Annotated in this window: 9 protein-coding genes and 1 riboswitch; of the genes, 8 read left to right on the top strand and 1 reads right to left on the bottom strand. The window is 73.3% G+C overall.

The window, feature by feature from the left end:
• Positions 1-307 precede the first annotated feature (307 nt).
• The 6 genes from IEV86_RS16430 to IEV86_RS16405 all read left to right on the top strand — a co-directional run bounded on the left by IEV86_RS16430 (position 308) and on the right by IEV86_RS16405 (position 13,717).
• Entirely contained in the window at positions 308-4,462 is a 4,155-nt protein-coding gene (locus IEV86_RS16430) for a pullulanase X25 domain-containing protein (RefSeq protein ID WP_052426501.1), read from the top strand.
• A 148-nt stretch (positions 4,463-4,610) separates the two neighbouring features.
• A complete protein-coding gene (gene pulA / locus IEV86_RS16425; protein WP_308463449.1) occupies positions 4,611-9,254 on the top strand; it encodes a pullulanase-type alpha-1,6-glucosidase in 4,644 nt (1,547 codons plus the stop codon).
• Positions 9,255-9,421: 167 nt separating this feature from the next.
• A complete protein-coding gene (locus IEV86_RS16420) occupies positions 9,422-10,609 on the top strand; it encodes an ROK family transcriptional regulator (protein ID WP_043607492.1) in 1,188 nt (395 codons plus the stop codon).
• Positions 10,606-11,688 (top strand): substrate-binding domain-containing protein, encoded by a 1,083-nt coding sequence (locus IEV86_RS16415; protein WP_043607493.1) that lies wholly within the window; start codon positions 10,606-10,608, stop codon positions 11,686-11,688. Before IEV86_RS16420 ends, IEV86_RS16415 begins: the two co-directional genes overlap by 4 nt.
• A complete protein-coding gene (locus IEV86_RS16410) occupies positions 11,685-12,485 on the top strand; it encodes an ATP-binding cassette domain-containing protein (protein WP_229734704.1) in 801 nt (266 codons plus the stop codon). Before IEV86_RS16415 ends, IEV86_RS16410 begins: the two co-directional genes overlap by 4 nt.
• A complete protein-coding gene (locus IEV86_RS16405) occupies positions 12,482-13,717 on the top strand; it encodes a sugar ABC transporter permease (RefSeq protein ID WP_229734703.1) in 1,236 nt (411 codons plus the stop codon). Before IEV86_RS16410 ends, IEV86_RS16405 begins: the two co-directional genes overlap by 4 nt.
• A 64-nt stretch (positions 13,718-13,781) precedes the next feature.
• Here IEV86_RS16405 and purU read toward each other — a convergent pair whose 3' ends face one another.
• Positions 13,782-14,672 (bottom strand): formyltetrahydrofolate deformylase, encoded by an 891-nt coding sequence (purU, locus tag IEV86_RS16400; protein ID WP_043607494.1) that lies wholly within the window; start codon positions 14,670-14,672, stop codon positions 13,782-13,784.
• Between the two features lie 96 nt (positions 14,673-14,768).
• Between purU and IEV86_RS16395 the strand changes: the two genes are divergently transcribed.
• Positions 14,769-15,275, top strand: a complete 507-nt coding sequence (locus tag IEV86_RS16395; RefSeq protein ID WP_043607495.1) for a GNAT family N-acetyltransferase — start codon at positions 14,769-14,771, stop codon at positions 15,273-15,275.
• A 21-nt stretch (positions 15,276-15,296) separates the two neighbouring features.
• A riboswitch (ZMP/ZTP riboswitch) is annotated at positions 15,297-15,383 on the top strand.
• Positions 15,384-15,451: 68 nt separating this feature from the next.
• Positions 15,452-16,732, top strand: a complete 1,281-nt coding sequence (gene glyA / locus IEV86_RS16390; protein WP_043607496.1) for a serine hydroxymethyltransferase — start codon at positions 15,452-15,454, stop codon at positions 16,730-16,732.
• Position 16,733 lies beyond the last annotated feature (1 nt).

The raw sequence follows: 16,733 nt of genomic DNA, 5'->3' as shown, positions 1-16,733 counted from the left end.
GGGGGCTGCCGACACGATGTCCTGATGCGGGCTCCGCAGCGGCGTCCGGCCCCCGAGCACGCGTCATCGCAGGTGACAGCCCTGCGGGACGCAGGACCAAGGTCACAGGCAGGTTACGGAACCAAGTCATCCCATTGCTGCAAGTTGCGGATCGCCGTTACAGTCCGGACGTCTGCGTATGCAGGCGCTCGATCCGGGTGACAAGGGAGTCCCGATGCCATTGGCATACCGTCACGAGCGGAGGGCGAGACGTGCTCGCACCACCGCAGCAGGAATCGCGGCCGCTTCGGTCGCACTGACGGGTGCCGTGACCGGCACCCTGGCGACGTCGGCCGTCGCCGCCGAGCACGACGAGACGACGGTCGCCCTCGTGGGCGACTTCCAGAGCGAGCTGGGTTGCGCGGGCGACTGGCTGCCCGACTGCGCCGAGACCGAGCTGGCGCTCGCGGAGGACGGCACGTACTCGGCCGACCTCGACCTCCCCGCCGGGGAGTGGAAGTACAAGGTCGCCTTCGACGACGTGTGGGACGGCGCCTACCCCGGCGCCGACGTCCCGCTCGTGCTCGGCGGGGACGCCCGGGTCCGCGTGATCTACGACGCGTCCGCCGAGCCGCGCATCCGCCTCGTGCCGCTGACCCTCGCGGGCGAGCACACCGAGGCCGACGACGCGATCGTCGCGCCGCCCGTCCGCCAGCCCGGCGGTGACGAGCGCTTCTACTTCGTCATGGCCGACCGGTTCGCGAACGGCGACCCGTCGAACGACACCGGCGGCATCGAGGGCGACCGCCTCGACCACGGGTTCGACCCGACGAACAAGGGCTTCTACCAGGGTGGTGACCTGCGGGGCATCATCGACAACCTGGACTACATCGAGGGCCTGGGCACGACGGCCATCTGGCTGACGCCGTCGTTCAAGAACCGCCCCGTGCAGGGCGAGGGCGAGACCGCCTCGGCCGGCTACCACGGGTACTGGATCACCGACTTCACCCAGATCGACCCCCACCTGGGCACCAACGCGGAGCTCGAGGAGCTCATCGCGAGCGCCGAGGAGCGCGGGATCAAGATCTACTTCGACATCGTCACGAACCACACGGCGGACGTCATCTCCTACGAGGAGGGCGAGTACTCCTACGTCTCGCAGGACGCGCAGCCGTACGTCGACGCGCAGGGCCAGGAGTTCCGCATGGAGGACGTCGCGGGCAGCGACGACTTCCCGGAGCTCACCGAGGACTCGTTCCCCTACACGCCCGTCGTGCAGCCCGGCGACGAGGACCTCAAGGTGCCCGCGATCCTCAACGACCTGCGGTACTACCACAACCGCGGCAACACGACGTGGGCGGGGGAGTCGACGACGCTCGGCGACTTCGACGGGCTCGACGACCTGATGACCGAGCACCCCGACGTCGTCGACGCCTTCGTCGACGTGTACCAGGACTGGATCGACCTGGGTGTCGACGGCTTCCGGATCGACACCGCGAAGCACGTGAACTTCGAGTTCTGGGAGAGCTGGGCGACCGAGGTGCTCGACCACGCGCGGGCGACCGGCAAGGACGAGTTCTTCATGTTCGGCGAGGTCTACTCGTCCGACCCGACCGTCCTCACGCCCTACGTGCGTGACACCGACATGAGCTCGGTGCTCGACTTCGGCTTCCAGGAGCGCGCGGTCGCGTTCGCCCGCGGCGCGGGCTCGGACCAGCTCGAAGGCCTGTTCGCGGCCGACGACATGTACGTCACGCCCGACTCCTCGGCGTACGCGCTGCCGACCTTCCTCGGCAACCACGACATGGGTCGCGTCAACTGGTTCCTCCGCGAGACCGGTGACCCGCTCGAGCGCTCGCAGCTCGCGCACTCGCTCATGTACCTCACGCGCGGCCAGCCCGTCGTCTACTACGGCGACGAGCAGGGCTTCGTCGGGTCCGGCGGCGACAAGGACGCGCGCCAGACCCTCTTCGCGACGCAGGTCGAGCAGTACGCCGGCGAGACGCTCGTGACCGGTGAGGTCGCGGGCTCGGTCGACCGCTACGACACCGACGCGCCGCTGTACGAGCACATCTCGTCGCTCGCACGCCTGCGGGAGGACCACCCGGCCCTCGCCCAGGGCGCGCAGGTCGAGCTGCTCGCCGACGGCGGGACGTACGCGTTCTCGCGCGTGGGCGAGACGACGGCGGACCTCTCGGGCGTCGTGACGTCGGCCCCCGAGCGGATCGTCGACGACCGCTCGGTCCCGGCCGGCACGTCGCAGTGCGTGACCGTGCCGGACCTGCCGGAGGAGGCGACCGGCGTCCTCGTCAACGTCACGACGGTCCGCCCGGCCGGTCCCGGCTACGTCGTGCTCCACCCGGAGGGTGCGTCGGTCCCGGCGACCTCGACGGTGAACTTCGAGCCCGGTCAGGACGTCGCGAACTCGGCCGTCGTGGCCGTGTCCGACGACGACGGCCTGTGCTTCCGGACGGCGGGCAGCCACGCCGGCGTCCTGATCGACCTGGCGGGCTGGACGACCGACGCGTCGGGGATCACGCTCCAGAACCCGCAGCGGGTGCTCGACACGCGCGCCGGCTCGTACCACGTGGGCGACCTGACGGGCCCGCTGGTCCCGCGCGTCGCGCACGAGGTGGTCGTCGCCGGGCGTGGCGGCGTGCCGGAGGGTGCGACGTCCGTCCTGCTCAACGTGACGGTCACCGGCGCGCGTGCGGCCGGCAACCTCCGGGTCTACCCGGGCGACGAGGCGGTCCCGACCGCGTCGACGGTCAACTACGCGCCGGGCCAGGACAAGGCGAACTCGACGGTCGTCGAGCTCTCGGAGAACGGCACCGTGCGCCTGTTCTCGGACAGCCCGGTCGGCGGCTCGGCCAACCCGGTCAACGTCGTCCTCGACGTCGCGGGCTGGACCACGGGCGACGGCGACGTCGTCGCGCTCACCCCGACGCGCCTCGTCGAGACGCGCGAGTCGCAGGGTCGCCTCGGCCTCGACGGACCGCTCACGGCGGGTGAGCCGGCCACCGTCAAGGTCGCGGGCGAGCTCGGCGTCCCCGCGGACGCCGGTGCGGTCCTGCTCAACGTCACGGCGGTCTCGCCGTCGTCGATCGGCAACCTGCGGGTGTACCCGGCGGGCGAGTTCGCGGCACCGACCGCGTCGACGCTCAACTACATCCCCGGCCGCGCCATCCCGAACCTCGTGGTGGCCGACCTGCCGGCGAGCGGCGAGGTGACGTTCCTGTCCGACCAGCCGGCCGGTGGGACGACCGACCTGGTCGTCGACGTCGTCGGCTACGTCAAGGGCGACGTCGAGGTCACCGAGGACGTCGAGTACGTCGTCGTGGCCAACAACGGTGACGCCGCGACGACGGCCTCGTTCCGGACGCTCACCCCGCGGGGCGAGTACACGGGCGTCTGGGGGACGACGGCCGACCTGGTCGCCGACGCCCAGGGCGACGTGACCGTCGAGGTCCCGGCACGCTCGGTCGTCGCCTTCCAGGGCACGCGCACCGTCGCGGCCGCGGGCGACCACGAGATCACGGTCTCCGCTCCCGTCGCGGGCAAGGGCCTCAAGGGTCTCGTGCCCGTGCAGGCGTCGACCCCCGAGGACCGCTACCTCGAGACGTCGTTCGCGGTCCGCGCGGTCGGTGTCCCCGACTGGACGCCGCTCGGCACGAGCGACAACGGCAACGCGCGCGTCTTCCACGACGTGTCCGGCCTCCCGGCCGGCACGCTCCTGGAGTACCGCGCGGTGAGCGTGGACGCAGCCGGCAACGCCGCCGCCGCCTCGACGTACGCGTCGGTCGGCAACGACGTCCAGCCGGTCCCGAGCGACGAGCCCGAGCCCGAGCCGTACCCGGAGCCGCTGCCCACGACCGTCACGGTCGCGGGGAGCATGAACTCCGAGCAGGGCTGCGCCGGCGACTGGGACCCCGGCTGCGCCGCGGCGTTCCTCACGGACGCCGACGACGACGGGGTCTGGACGGGCACGTGGGAGCTGCCGGGCGGCGACTACGAGTTCAAGGCCGCGATCGACGGCACGTGGGACGTCAACTTCGGCGACCGCGGCGTGCCGGGCGGGTCCAACATCGCGTTCTCGGTCACGGCGCCCGAGGGCTCGACGGCACCGGTGACGTTCATCTTCGACGAGGCGACGCGGTACGCGTTCGCGACGACGACGCACGACGTCATGACGCTCGCCGGGAGCTTCCAGTCCGAGCTCGGCTGCTCGGGGGACTGGGACCCGGCGTGCACGCGGACCCTGCTCACCGACCTCAACAAGGACGGCGTCCACCGGTTCGTCACCCGCGGCATCCCCGCGGGCAGCTGGGAGGTCAAGGTCGCGCACGACCTCGCGTGGACGGAGAGCTACGGCCCGCCGTCCGACCCGAGCGGGAACTACGCGTTCGACGTGCCGGCCGACGGCACGCTCATGGAGTTCCTGTACGACGTCGGCACCCACACGCTGACGATCCAGGCGCGCTGACACGTGCTGACACCGCGCTGACACGTGGTGGCGCCCGGGCTCCGGCCCGGGCGCCACCGCCCGCGGGCCGACGCCCGCGCACGACGAGAACGACCACCTGCCCGCGACCTCGGGCGGGTGCCACACAGGGTGACAAGGGAGTCCCGGGATGCCACTGGCAGATCCGTACGAACACCGAGCGCGGCGCCGTCGTCGCTCGAGCACAGCGAGCGTCGCCGTCCTCGCGGTCGCGCTCTCCGGTGCCCTGACCGGCACCGTCGCGACCGCAGCCGGGGCCACGTCCCCGGCGGCGGCGCCCGCGCCCGCGGCCGCCGTCGCGCCGCTCGCCCCCCTCGCGGCCGCGCCCGTCGTCGAGCCGGCCGAGGTCTCGGTCCCCGGCTCGCACAACTCCGAGATGGGCTGCGCGGGCGACTGGGACCCGGCGTGCGACCAGGCCCAGATGACCCTCCGCGGCGACGGCGTCTGGGAGCTCACGACCGACCTCCCGGCGACGGCCGAGGGGGAGTCCTACCAGTACAAGATCGCCACCGAGCGCCAGTGGGAGCCGGCGCCCAACTTCGGCGTCACCGGTGGTGCGTTCGTGACCGGCGGCGGCGACGTCTCCTACACGCACACCGGCGACGAGGTCTCCTTCTTCTTCAACCCGCAGAACGCGGCGTTCTTCACCACCGCGAGCCAGCCGGTCCTCACGCTCCCGGGTGACTTCCAGAGCGAGCTCGGCTGCGCCGGCGACTGGGCACCGGACTGCCTCAACACCTTCCTGACCGACCCCGACGGCGACGGCGTCTTCACGTTCTCGACCGACGCGATCCCGGCCGGCGAGTGGCAGGTCAAGGTCGCGCACGGCGCCTCGTGGGCCGAGAGCTACGGCCCGCCCGACAACCGCGGCGGGAACTACTCGTTCACCGCGACGGACGGCGGCGTCCTCGAGTTCCGGTACACGCTCGAGACGAACAACCTGGAGATCGTCGGCGGCGTGACGCAGCTGCCCGGCGCGGGCGACCTCGCGGCGCAGTGGGTCTCGCGCGACCTCGTCGCGGTGCCCGCGTCGCTGACCGGCGACGCCGAGCCCGGCGACGTGACGTTCATGCTGCACGGGTCCGCGACGGGCGGCATCGCGCTCGGCGACGGCGCCGTCGTGCTCCCGCGCGGCGTGCGTGACCTGGACCTCGTCCTCGAGGAGGGTGGCCTGCCCGACGACGTCGCGGCGCGCTTCCCGCACCTGGCCGACTACCTCGTGCTCCGCGTGCTCGACGGCGACGCCGCCCCGAGCCGCGCGACGCTCGTGAGCCTGCTCCAGGGCCAGCTCGTCGTCACGGGCTCGGTCGGCGAGGAGCTCGTCTCCTACACGGGGGTCCAGATCCCCGGCGTGCTGGACGACCTGTTCGACGCGGAGGACCGTGAGCTGGGCGTCACGTGGGCCGGCGGCTCGCCGCGGTTCGCGCTGTGGGCCCCGACCGCGACGGACGTCGACGTCCTCGTGTGGGCCGGCGGCGATGCCGCCAAGGCGCCCGTCGCGTACCAGGCGACGCGCCGCTCCGACGGCTCGTGGACCCTCGACGGCTACCCGAGCTGGAAGGGTGGTCTCTACCAGTTCCGCGTGACCGTCTACGTCGAGTCGACGGGCCAGGTCGAGACGAACGTCGTGACCGACCCGTACTCGGTGGGCCTCACGCTCAACTCGACGCACTCGGTTCTCGTGGACCTGCAGGACCCCGCGTTCCGCCCCTCCGGGTGGGAGACGGCGCCCCAGCCGGTCGTCGAGCCCGTCGACCAGACGATCTACGAGGTCCACGTCCGCGACTTCTCGATCAGCGACGAGACCGTCCCGGCCGACCTGCGCGGGACCTACCTCGCGTTCGCGGAGGAGGCCAGCGCGGGGCGTGAGCACCTGCGTGCCCTCGCCGCCGCGGGCCTGACCACGGTCCACCTGCTCCCGTCGTTCGACATCGCGACGATCCAGGAGGACCGGTCCCAGCAGGTCGAGCCGCCGTGCGACCTCGCCTCGATGGCGCCGGACTCGCCGGACCAGCAGGCGTGCATCGGCGAGATCCGCGACCAGGACGGCTTCAACTGGGGCTACGACCCGTTCCACTTCTCGACGCCCGAGGGCTCCTACGCCGTCGACGCGCACGGCGGGGCGCGGGTCGCCGAGTTCCGCACGATGGTCGGCGCGCTGCACTCCGACGGTCTGCAGGTCGTCCTCGACGAGGTGTTCAACCACACCAACGCGAGCGGCCAGGCGTCGACGTCGGTCCTCGACCGCGTCGTCCCCGGCTACTACCACCGGCTGAACGCGGCCGGTGACGTCGAGCAGTCGACGTGCTGCCAGAACGTCGCGACCGAGCACGAGATGGCCGAGAAGCTCATGGTCGACTCGGTCGTGACGTGGGCGAAAGACTACAAGGTCGACGGCTTCCGCTTCGACCTCATGGGCCACCACTCCAAGGCCAACATGCTCGCGGTGCGCGAGGCGCTCGACGAGCTGGACCCGGCCGAGGACGGCGTGGACGGCTCGGCCGTGTACCTCTACGGCGAGGGCTGGAACTTCGGCGAGGTCGCGGACGACGCGCGCTTCGAGCAGGCGCGTCAGGGCAACCTCGGGGGCACGGGCATCGGGACGTTCTCCGACCGCCTGCGCGACGCCGTCCGCGGCGGCGGCCCCTTCGACGAGGACCCGCGCGTCCGCCAGGGCTTCGGGAGCGGTGCGTACACCGACCCCAACGGCCTCGACGCGCGCACGGACGCCGAGCTGCTCGCCGACGCCCAGCACCAGGCCGACCTCGTGCGGCTCGGGCTCGCCGGCAACCTGCGGGACTACACGTTCCTGACGAGCAGCGGCGAGGTCCAGCGCGGCGACGAGATCGACTACAACGGCCAGCCGGCGGGCTACGCCGACTCGCCGGAGGAGATCATCACGTACGTCGACAAGCACGACAACGAGACGCTCTTCGACATCCTCACGCTCAAGCTGCCGCGGGACACCCCGATGGACGCGCGCGTGCGGATGAACACGGTCTCGCTCGCGACGACGACGCTCTCGCAGACGCCGGCGTTCTACCACGCGGGCAGCGACCTGCTGCGGAGCAAGTCGCTCGACCGCAACTCCTACAACTCCGGTGACTGGTTCAACCTGCTCGACTTCTCCGGTCAGGACAACGGCTTCGCCCGCGGCCTCCCGCAGGCGGCCGACAACCAGTCGAAGTGGCCGACCCTCGCGCCGCTGCTCGCGGACCCGGCCCTCAAGCCGGCCCCCGAGGACATCGCGACGGCCACCGCGGCCTACCAGGACCTCCTGCGGCTGAGGTTCTCCACCGAGCTCTTCCGCCTCGGCGACCCCGAGCTCATCAAGGAGAAGGTCACGTTCCCGGGCAGCGGCCCGGACGCGACCCCGGGCGTCGTCGTGATGAGCGTCGACGACCGCGTCGGCGAGGACGTCGACCCGGGCCTGGACGGCCTGCTCGTCGTCTTCAACGCGTCGGACGAGGCGTACACGGCCCCGGTCGAGGGTCACGAGGGCCGGGCCTTCCGGCTGTCGTCGGTCCAGGAGCAGGGCTCGGACGACGTCGTGCGTGGCACGACGTGGGACGCGGCGACCGGCACGGTCTCCGTCCCGGCGCGGACCGTCGCGGTCCTCACCGAGGCGGAGAGCGTCGCGACGCTCACGCCGGTGCGCGTCGAGCACGCGCCCGTCGTGACGCCCGGCACGCCCGCGTGCGTCGACGTCGACGCGGCGCTGGACGTCCCGGCGGGTGCGACCGGCCTGATGCTGAACGTCACGACGGTCCGCCCCGCCGGTCCGGGCCACGTCGTCGTCTACCCGGGCACGCGGGGCACCGCGACCGTCGCGCCGAGCGGCTCGACGGTCAACTTCGAGCCCGGGAGGGACGTCGCGAACGCGACGTTCGTCGCACTGCCCGAGGACGGCACGGTCTGCTATCTCACGCGGGGCAGCACGGCGGGCGTGATCCTCGACGTGACCGGGTGGACCACCGAGGCTGCCGGCGTCCGGATGCAGGCGCCCGAGCGCGTGCTCGACACGCGCCGGTCCTCGCCGCAGGGTCCGATCGTCGGACCGCTCCGCGCGGGTCGGGCCTACGAGGTCGAGGTCGCCGGGCACGGGAACGTGCCCGAGGGTGCGACGTCGGTCCTGCTCAACGTGACCGTCACGGGCGTCGACGGCGTCGGCAACCTCCGGGTGTACCCCGGTGGCGAGGAGCGGCCCGACACCTCGACGGTCAACTACGCCGTCGGTCAGGACAAGGCGAACAGCACGATCGTCCGCCTCGTCGACGGCAAGGTGACGCTCTGGTCGGACACGTCGGCCGCCAACCGGGTCGACGTGATCCTCGACGTGCTCGGCTGGACCACCGAGGGCAGCGCCTTCACCGGGGTCTCGCCGGTCCGTGCGGTCGACAGCCGTCCCGGCCCGCAGAACGAGGGCCTCACGGGGCCGCTCGAGGGCCGCAAGGGCTACTCGGTCGCGATCGGCGACGAGCACGGCGTGCCCGAGGGTGCGACCGCGGTCCTCGTCAACGTGACGGCGATCCAGCCGACCTCGGTCGGCAACCTGCGGGTGTTCCCCGACGTGAACGGGGACGGCACGACGCCGGCGCCGAACGCGTCCACGGTGAACTACATCCCCGGCCGGGACATCGCGAACCTCGCGGTGGTCGACCTCCCGTCGAACGGGCGGATCGCGCTCCTGTCCGACTCGCCGGGCACGGTCCACGTGGCGGTCGACGTCGTCGGCTACGTCACCGAGGACGGTGCGGTGACGCCGGTCGAGTGACCCGGACCGTCCGTTCCGGTCCGTGAGGGCAGCGCCCGGGTGGGGAACCACCCGGGCGCTGCTGCGTCCTGGTGGTGCCCCGAGAGCGTGCACCGGGGCGGCGCCGGGCGCCCCGCGACCCCCGCTCGGCGGATCCGGCGCGGGGGTCCGGACGCTATCCTCCGGGTGTGGCCAGAGACCGGGCGACGCCTGGGTCGCAGACCTCGCTCCGCGAGGCCAACCGGGCCCGCATCCTCAGCGCGGTGCAGCAGCGGGGCTCCCTCACGCAGGTCGAGCTCGCCGGGGTCACGGGCCTCTCCGCCGCCACGATCTCCAACATCGTCAAGGAGCTCACCGTCGCCGGCGTGCTCGCGACCGCCCCGACGTCGCGGTCCGGGCGCCGCGCGCAGGAGGTGTCGCTCGCGCGCAACCTCGGCCTCGTCGCCGGGGTCCACTTCGCGGAGCGCTCGCTGCGTGTCGCGGTCGCCGACGTGTCGCTCCGCGTGGTCGCCGAGCAGCGCCTGCCGCTGCCGTACGAGCACCGCGCCGACGAGGGCCTCGACCGCGTCGGGATGCTGCTCGACGAGATGGTCGACTCGCTCGGCGCCGCGCCGGACGAGGTGCTCGCCGTCGGCGTCGGGCTCGCTGCCCCCGTCGACACCGCGACGGGCACCGTCTCGGCCGACGGCGTGCTGCACGGCTGGGAGGGCGTCGCGGTCGGCGCGCAGCTCGGTGCGCGTCTCGGCGTGCCCGTGCGGGTCGACAACGACGCGAACCTCGGCGGTCTGGCCGAGCTGCGTCTGGGTGCGGCGCGCGGCGCGCGCGACGCGGTGTACGTGCGGGTCGCGCAGGGCGTGGGCATCGGGGTCCTCGTGGGCGGCCGCGTGGTGCACGGTCGCGTCGGGGCCGCGGGCGAGATCGGCCACCTGCCGGTGGTCGACGACGGCGAGCCGTGCCGCTGCGGCAACCGCGGCTGCCTCGAGACGGTCGTGGGGTCCGCCGCGCTCACGGCGCGCGTCGCGGGCACCCACGGCCCGCTGCTGCTGCGCGACCTGGTCGCCCGCGCGCACGACGACGACGTCGTCCGCGCAGTCGTCGAGGACGCCGGGCGGGTGCTCGGCCGCGCGCTGTCGGGTGCGTGCCTGCTGCTCGACCCGGAGGTCGTCGTCGTCGGCGGGGACCTCGCGCGTGCGGGCGAGGTCCTGCTCGGACCGCTGCGGACCGCGCTCCACGCGCGGGCGCTCAGGACGTCGGCCGGGCCCGTGCCGGTGGTCGCGGCCCAGCTCGGCGAGCAGGCGGAGGTGCGGGGCGGCGTCGTCGCGGCCCTCGAGGCGGCGCGCGTGACCGTGGGCCTGGGACCGGAGGTCGGAGCATGAGAGTCCTGCGGGTGGTCGCGTCGGCGGTCGCGCTCGCGTCGGTGGTCGCGCTCGCGGGGTGCGTCGCGCCGTCGGAGCCGCCCGGTGGTGGCGGCGACGGGCGGACGATCGCGCTGCTCCTGCCGGAGTCCAAGACGTCGCGCTACGAGAGCGTCGACCGGCCCGTCTTCGAGCGGGTCGTCGAGGAGGAGTGCCCGGAGTGCCGCGTGCTCTACGCCAACGCGGGCCAGGACGCCGCGCGGCAGCAGCAGCAGGCCGAGTCGGCGCTCACGCAGGGGGCGAGCGTCCTCGTCCTGGACGCCGTCGACGCGGCGTCCGCGCGGAGCATCGTCACCACCGCGCAGGCACGCGGCGTCCGGGTCATCGCGTACGACCGGCTCATCGAGGAGGTCCCGCTCGCCTACCTCGTCGCGTACGACGCGGTGCGGGTGGGCGAGCTGCAGGGGCAGGCGCTCGTCGACGCGGTCGGGCCGAGCGAGGGCGACGAGGGCGTGCTGCTCGTCCACGGAGCACCGACCGACCCGAACGTCGCGCTGCTCAAGGAGGGCCTCGAGCGCGCGCTCGACGGCTCGGGCGTCACGGTCCTCGCCGAGTACGACACGCCCGACTGGAGCCCCGACAAGGCCCAGGAGTGGGTTCAGGGCCAGCTCACGCAGTACGGCAGCCGTGTGCAGGGCGTCTACGCCGCGAACGACGGCACCGCGGGCGGTGCGATCTCCGCGATGCGCGCCGCGGGCCTGGACCCGGTGCCGCCCGTGACCGGGCAGGACGCCGAGCTCTCCGCGGTCCAGCGGATCGTCAGCGGCGACCAGCGGATGACGGTCTTCAAGGGGATCCGTGAGCAGGCCCGCACCGCCGCCGAGCTCGCCGTCGCCCTGCTGCGCGGCGAGCGCCCGCCCGCGCCCGAGGAGGTCGGGGGCGTCCCCGCGGTCCTCCTCGAGCCGGTCGCGGTGACGCGCGCGAACCTGCGCGACGTCGTCGTCGACGGCGGCGTGCACCCGGTCGAGGAGATCTGCGTCGACCCGTACGTCGCGGCCTGCCGGGCCGCGGGACTTCTGCCCGAGGAGGACGCGTCGTGAGCACCGGGACCGTGGCGGGGGCCGAGAAGGGGACCGCGCGCCGTGCACCGCTCGTCGCGCTGCGCGGCGTGACGCACAGCTTCGGCGCCGTGCGTGCGCTCGTCGACGTCGACCTCGACGTCCACGCGCGCGAGGTCGTCGCCGTCGTCGGGGACAACGGGGCCGGCAAGTCCACGCTCGCGGCCGTCGTCGCGGGTGCCCTCGTCCCGGACGCGGGCGAGGTCGTCGTGGACGGCGACGAGGTCGCGCTCACGTCGCCGGCCGAGGCGCGCCGCCTGGGCATCGCGATGGCGTTCCAGGACCTCGCGCTGTGCGACGACCTCGACATCGTCGAGAACATCTTCCTCGGGCAGGAGCTGCGCCGTGGCGGCGTGCTGGACGAGGTCGCGATGGAGAGCGAGGCCGAGCGGCTGCTCGCGTCGCTCGCGGCGCGTGTGCCGTCCGTGCGCGCACCCGTCGCGGCGCTGTCCGGCGGTCAGCGCCAGGCGGTCGCGATCGCGCGGTCGCTCCTGGGCGACCCGAGGGTGCTCGTGCTCGACGAGCCGACGGCCGCCCTCGGCGTCACGCAGACGGCCGAGGTGCTCAACATCGTCGAGCGCGTGCGCGACCAGGGCCACGGCGTGCTGCTCGTGAGCCACTCGATGACGGACGTCCAGGCCGTCGCTGACCGCATCGTGGTGCTGCGCCGCGGTCGGCTCAACGGGGTGTTCGACGCCTCCCGGACCGGGTACGAGGACATCATCGCGGCGATCACGGGCGTCGGTCCCGGGCTCCGCCGCGGAGGGGAGCGGTCATGACGCTGACGGGGGAGCGCTCCGCGCAGCCCGTAGGGGCGCGGTCCATGCGCCAGTCGCCGTCGTGGCGCCACGGCGGTCCCGCGTGGGGCCGCTGGACGCACGACGTGACGTCGCTGCCCGTGCTCGTGGGGCTGCTCGTCCTCGCACTCGTGTTCCAGGCCCTCAACCCGAACTTCCTCACGGCGGACAACCTCGTCAACCTCACGCTGCAGTCCGCCGTCACGGGCGTCGTCACGCTCGGCGTCGTGCTCGTCCTCCTGGTGGGGCAGATCGACCTGTCCGTCGGGGCCGTGAGCGGGCTCTCGGCGGCGGTCGTCGCCGTCGGCTTCGTGCAGCAGGGCTGGCCGCTCGCCGTGTCGGTGATCGCGGCCGTCGTGCTCGGCGCGGTCGTCGGGGCCATCTACGGGTGGTTGTACACGCGGCTCGGCGTGCCGAGCTTCGTCATCACGCTCGCCGGCCTGCTCGTGTCGCTCGGCCTGCAGATCCAGGTGCTCGGCGCGACCGGGTCGGTCAACCTGCCGTACGAGTCGTGGCTCGTGCGGTTCGGCCAGCGGACGTTCCTGCACCCGGGCGTCGCGTACGCCGCGGTCGCGGCAGTCGTCCTCGCGTACGCCGCGAGCCGCGTCGTCGAGCGCGTGCGGCGGTCCCGCGCCGAGCTGCCGACGGCGTCCTGGGGCGTCATCGCCGGGCGCTCCGGCCTGCTCGCGGTCCTGCTCCTCGTCCCGACCTGGTACCTCAACACCAACCGCGGGATCGGCGCGAGCGTCGCGCTGTTCCTCGGGCTCGTCGCCGTGACGGACTTCCTGCTGCGGCGCACGCGGTGGGGTCGCTCGGTCCGGGCCGTCGGCAGCAACCCGGTGTCCGCGCGCAAGGCGGGGCTGCCCGTCGCGCGCGTCTACGTCACGGCCTTCACGGCGTGCACCGCGCTCGCGGCCCTCGGTGGCGTGCTCTCGGTGGGCCGTCTGGCCGCCGCGAACCAGGGCACGGGCGGGTCGGACCTCAACCTCACGGCGATCGCGGCCGCCGTCATCGGTGGCACGAGCCTGTTCGGCGGCCGCGGGAGCGCGTGGTCGGCGGTGCTCGGCGCCCTGGTCATCCACTCCATCGCGAGCGGCCTGACGCTGCTCAACCTCGACGCGTCGGCGCGCTACGTCGTCACGGGCGTCGTGCTCGGTCTCGCGGTGACGATCGACGCGGTCTCGCGCCGGGGACGCGTGCTCGTCGGGACCTGACGGCCCGCTGCGCCGCCTGGGCGCGGGTGCCGCCGCACCGCCGTCGCGTGCGCCGTCGTGCGCGTCAGCGGAAGACGATCGTGCGGTGCCCGTCGAGCAGCACGCGGTGCTCGGCGTGCCACCGCACCGCGCGCGCGAGCGCGCGCCGCTCGACGTCCTGCCCGAGCGCCACGAGGTCCTCGACCTTCTTGCTGTGGTCGACGCGCTCGACGTCCTGCTCGATGATCGGGCCCTCGTCGAGGTCTCCCGTCACGTAGTGCGCGGTCGCGCCGATCAGCTTCACGCCGCGGTCGTGCGCCTGCGCGTACGGGCGGGCGCCCTTGAAGCTCGGCAGGAACGAGTGGTGGATGTTGATGACGCGTCCGCTGAGCGTGCGGCACAGGTCGTCCGACAGGATCTGCATGTACCGCGCGAGGACGACGAGCTCGACGTCGAGCTCCTCGACGAGCCCGAGCAGGCGAGCCTCGGCGTCGGTCTTGGTGTCGCGCGTGACGGGCACGTGGTGGAACGGGATCCCGTAGAACCCCGCGACGTCCTCGAGCGCGGTGTGGTTGGAGACGACCGCGACGATGTCCACCGGAAGGCCCTCGGACTGCTGCCGGAACAGCAGGTCGTGCAGGCAGTGCGCTGCGGTGGAGACCATGACGAGCGTGCGCATGCGCCGCCCCGCGACGTCGAGCCGCCACGTCATCGAGAACTCGGCCCCCAGCGCGTCGAGGGCCGCGCGCAGCGTGGCCTCGGGCGCGGTCGCCTCGACCTGGACCCGCATGAAGAACAGGCCGCTGAGGGGGTCGCCGAACTGCTGCGACTCGGTGATGTTCCCGCCGTGCGACGCCAGCAGCCCGGCGACGGCCGCGACGATCCCGGGGCGGTCGGGGCACGACAGGCTGAGGACCCAGTGCGTGGGCCCGTGCGTCGGGGTCGCGGTCGCGGTCGGCTCGCTGGGGGCGGTCACAGGGCGTGAGGGTACTCCGGGGCGGCGGGCCGTCCCCGGAGCGTCCGTCGTCGGACGCGGTCGCCGTGCACCGCACGGGGATGCCACGATGGCCGCATGAGCGTGGACGTGACCATCCGCCCCGTGACCGACGACGACGCGGGTGAGCTCCTCACGCTGCGCCGTGCCGCCTTCGTGAGCGAGGCGCAGGTGTACGGGGACCCGAACATCCCCCCGCTCACCCAGACGCTCGACGAGCTGCGCGACGACCTCGCCGCCGACGGCATCGTGACGCTCGGCGCGTGGGCCGGCCACCGCCTCGTCGGGTCCGTACGGGTCCAGCTCGAGCCGGGCCGGGCGACGCTCGGCCGGCTCGCCGTCGCACCCGACCAGCAGGGCCACGGGATCGGGACCCAGCTGCTCCTCGCGATCCCGCCGCTGCTGCCCGAGGGCACCGACGAGCTGTGGGTGTTCACCGGGCGCGACTCGGTCCAGAACCTCGCGCTGTACGAGAAGCACGGCTACACCCACCAGCACGACGAGACCGCGGGCAGCCTCACGTACGCGTACCTGCGCAAGATCCTCGGCGGGGGCGAGGCCGACGCCGCCGACGGCGAGGCCTGAGCCCCGACGCTGTTGCTACCCTGTCCGGGTCGCGACTGGCGAACAGGTGGGTCACCACCAGGGAGCGGCAGCACAGCAGACTTCGGGTCGTACGCCTGGGCCGCGGGTCACCACACGAGGTGTGCGTGCCCGGACGTGCCGGGAGCCCCACGCGCACTGCTGATGCGAGGAGAGACATGACCTCCGAGAACGTCCTGGACCAGTCCCTGTCCGAGGTGGACCCCGAGATCGCCGCGGTGCTCGACGGCGAGCTCGCGCGCCAGCAGGGGACCCTGGAGATGATCGCCAGCGAGAACTTCGTCCCGCGCGCCGTGCTGCAGGCGCAGGGATCGGTGCTCACCAACAAGTACGCCGAGGGCTACCCCGGCAAGCGGTACTACGGCGGCTGCGAGCAGGTCGACATCGCCGAGGAGCTCGCGCGCGACCGTGCGAAGGCGCTCTTCGGCGCCGACCACGCGAACGTCCAGCCGCATTCGGGCGCGCAGGCGAACGCCGCGGTGCTCCACGCGCTCGCCACGCCGGGCGACACGATCCTCGGCCTCGAGCTCGCGCACGGCGGCCACCTCACGCACGGCATGAAGCTCAACTTCTCGGGCAAGCTCTACGAGGTCGCCGCGTACGGCGTGGACCCCGAGACGTACCTCGTCGACATGGACGTGGTGCGCGCGAAGGCGCTCGAGGCGCGCCCGCGCGTCATCATCGCCGGCTGGTCCGCCTACCCTCGGCAGCTCGACTTCGCCGCGTTCGCCGAGATCGCACGCGAGGTCGGCGCCGCGCTCTGGGTCGACATGGCCCACTTCGCGGGCCTCGTCGCGGCCGGCCTCCACCCGAGCCCGGTCCCGCACGCCGACGTCGTCTCCTCGACCGTCCACAAGACGCTCGGCGGCCCGCGCTCGGGCATCATCCTGTCGCGCGAGGAGCACGCGAGGAAGATCGACTCCGCGGTGTTCCCGGGCCAGCAGGGCGGCCCCCTCATGCACGTGGTCGCCGCCAAGGCCGTCGCGTTCAGGATCGCCGCGGGCGAGGCCTTCCGGGAGCGCCAGCAGCGCACGCTCGACGGCGCGCGCATCCTCGCCGAGCGCCTCACGCGGCCCGACGTCGCCGCGGCCGGGGCCTCGGTCCTCACGGGCGGCACCGACGTGCACCTCGTGCTGGTCGACCTGCGCAACAGCTCGCTCGACGGCCAGCAGGCCGAGGACCTCCTGCACACCGCCGGCATCACCGTGAACCGGAACGCCGTCCCGTTCGACCCGCGCCCACCGCGCGTGACGTCCGGCCTGCGCATCGGCACGCCCGCGCTCGCGACGCGCGGCTTCGGCGAGACGGAGTTCGAGGAGGTCGCGGACATCATCGCGACCGCCCTGATCGACGGCGCCGGGACGGACGCCGAGGCGCTCCGGGCGCGCGTGCAGAAGCTCACGGACGCGTTCCCGCTGTACGACGGCCTGCAGCAGTGAC

The sequence above is a fragment of the Cellulomonas carbonis genome (genome assembly GCF_014636275.1).
GTDB classification, from domain to species: domain Bacteria; phylum Actinomycetota; class Actinomycetes; order Actinomycetales; family Cellulomonadaceae; genus Actinotalea; species Actinotalea carbonis.
Note: the sequence above shows the minus strand (reverse complement) of the source record. Positions and strands in the feature narration are given on the sequence as shown.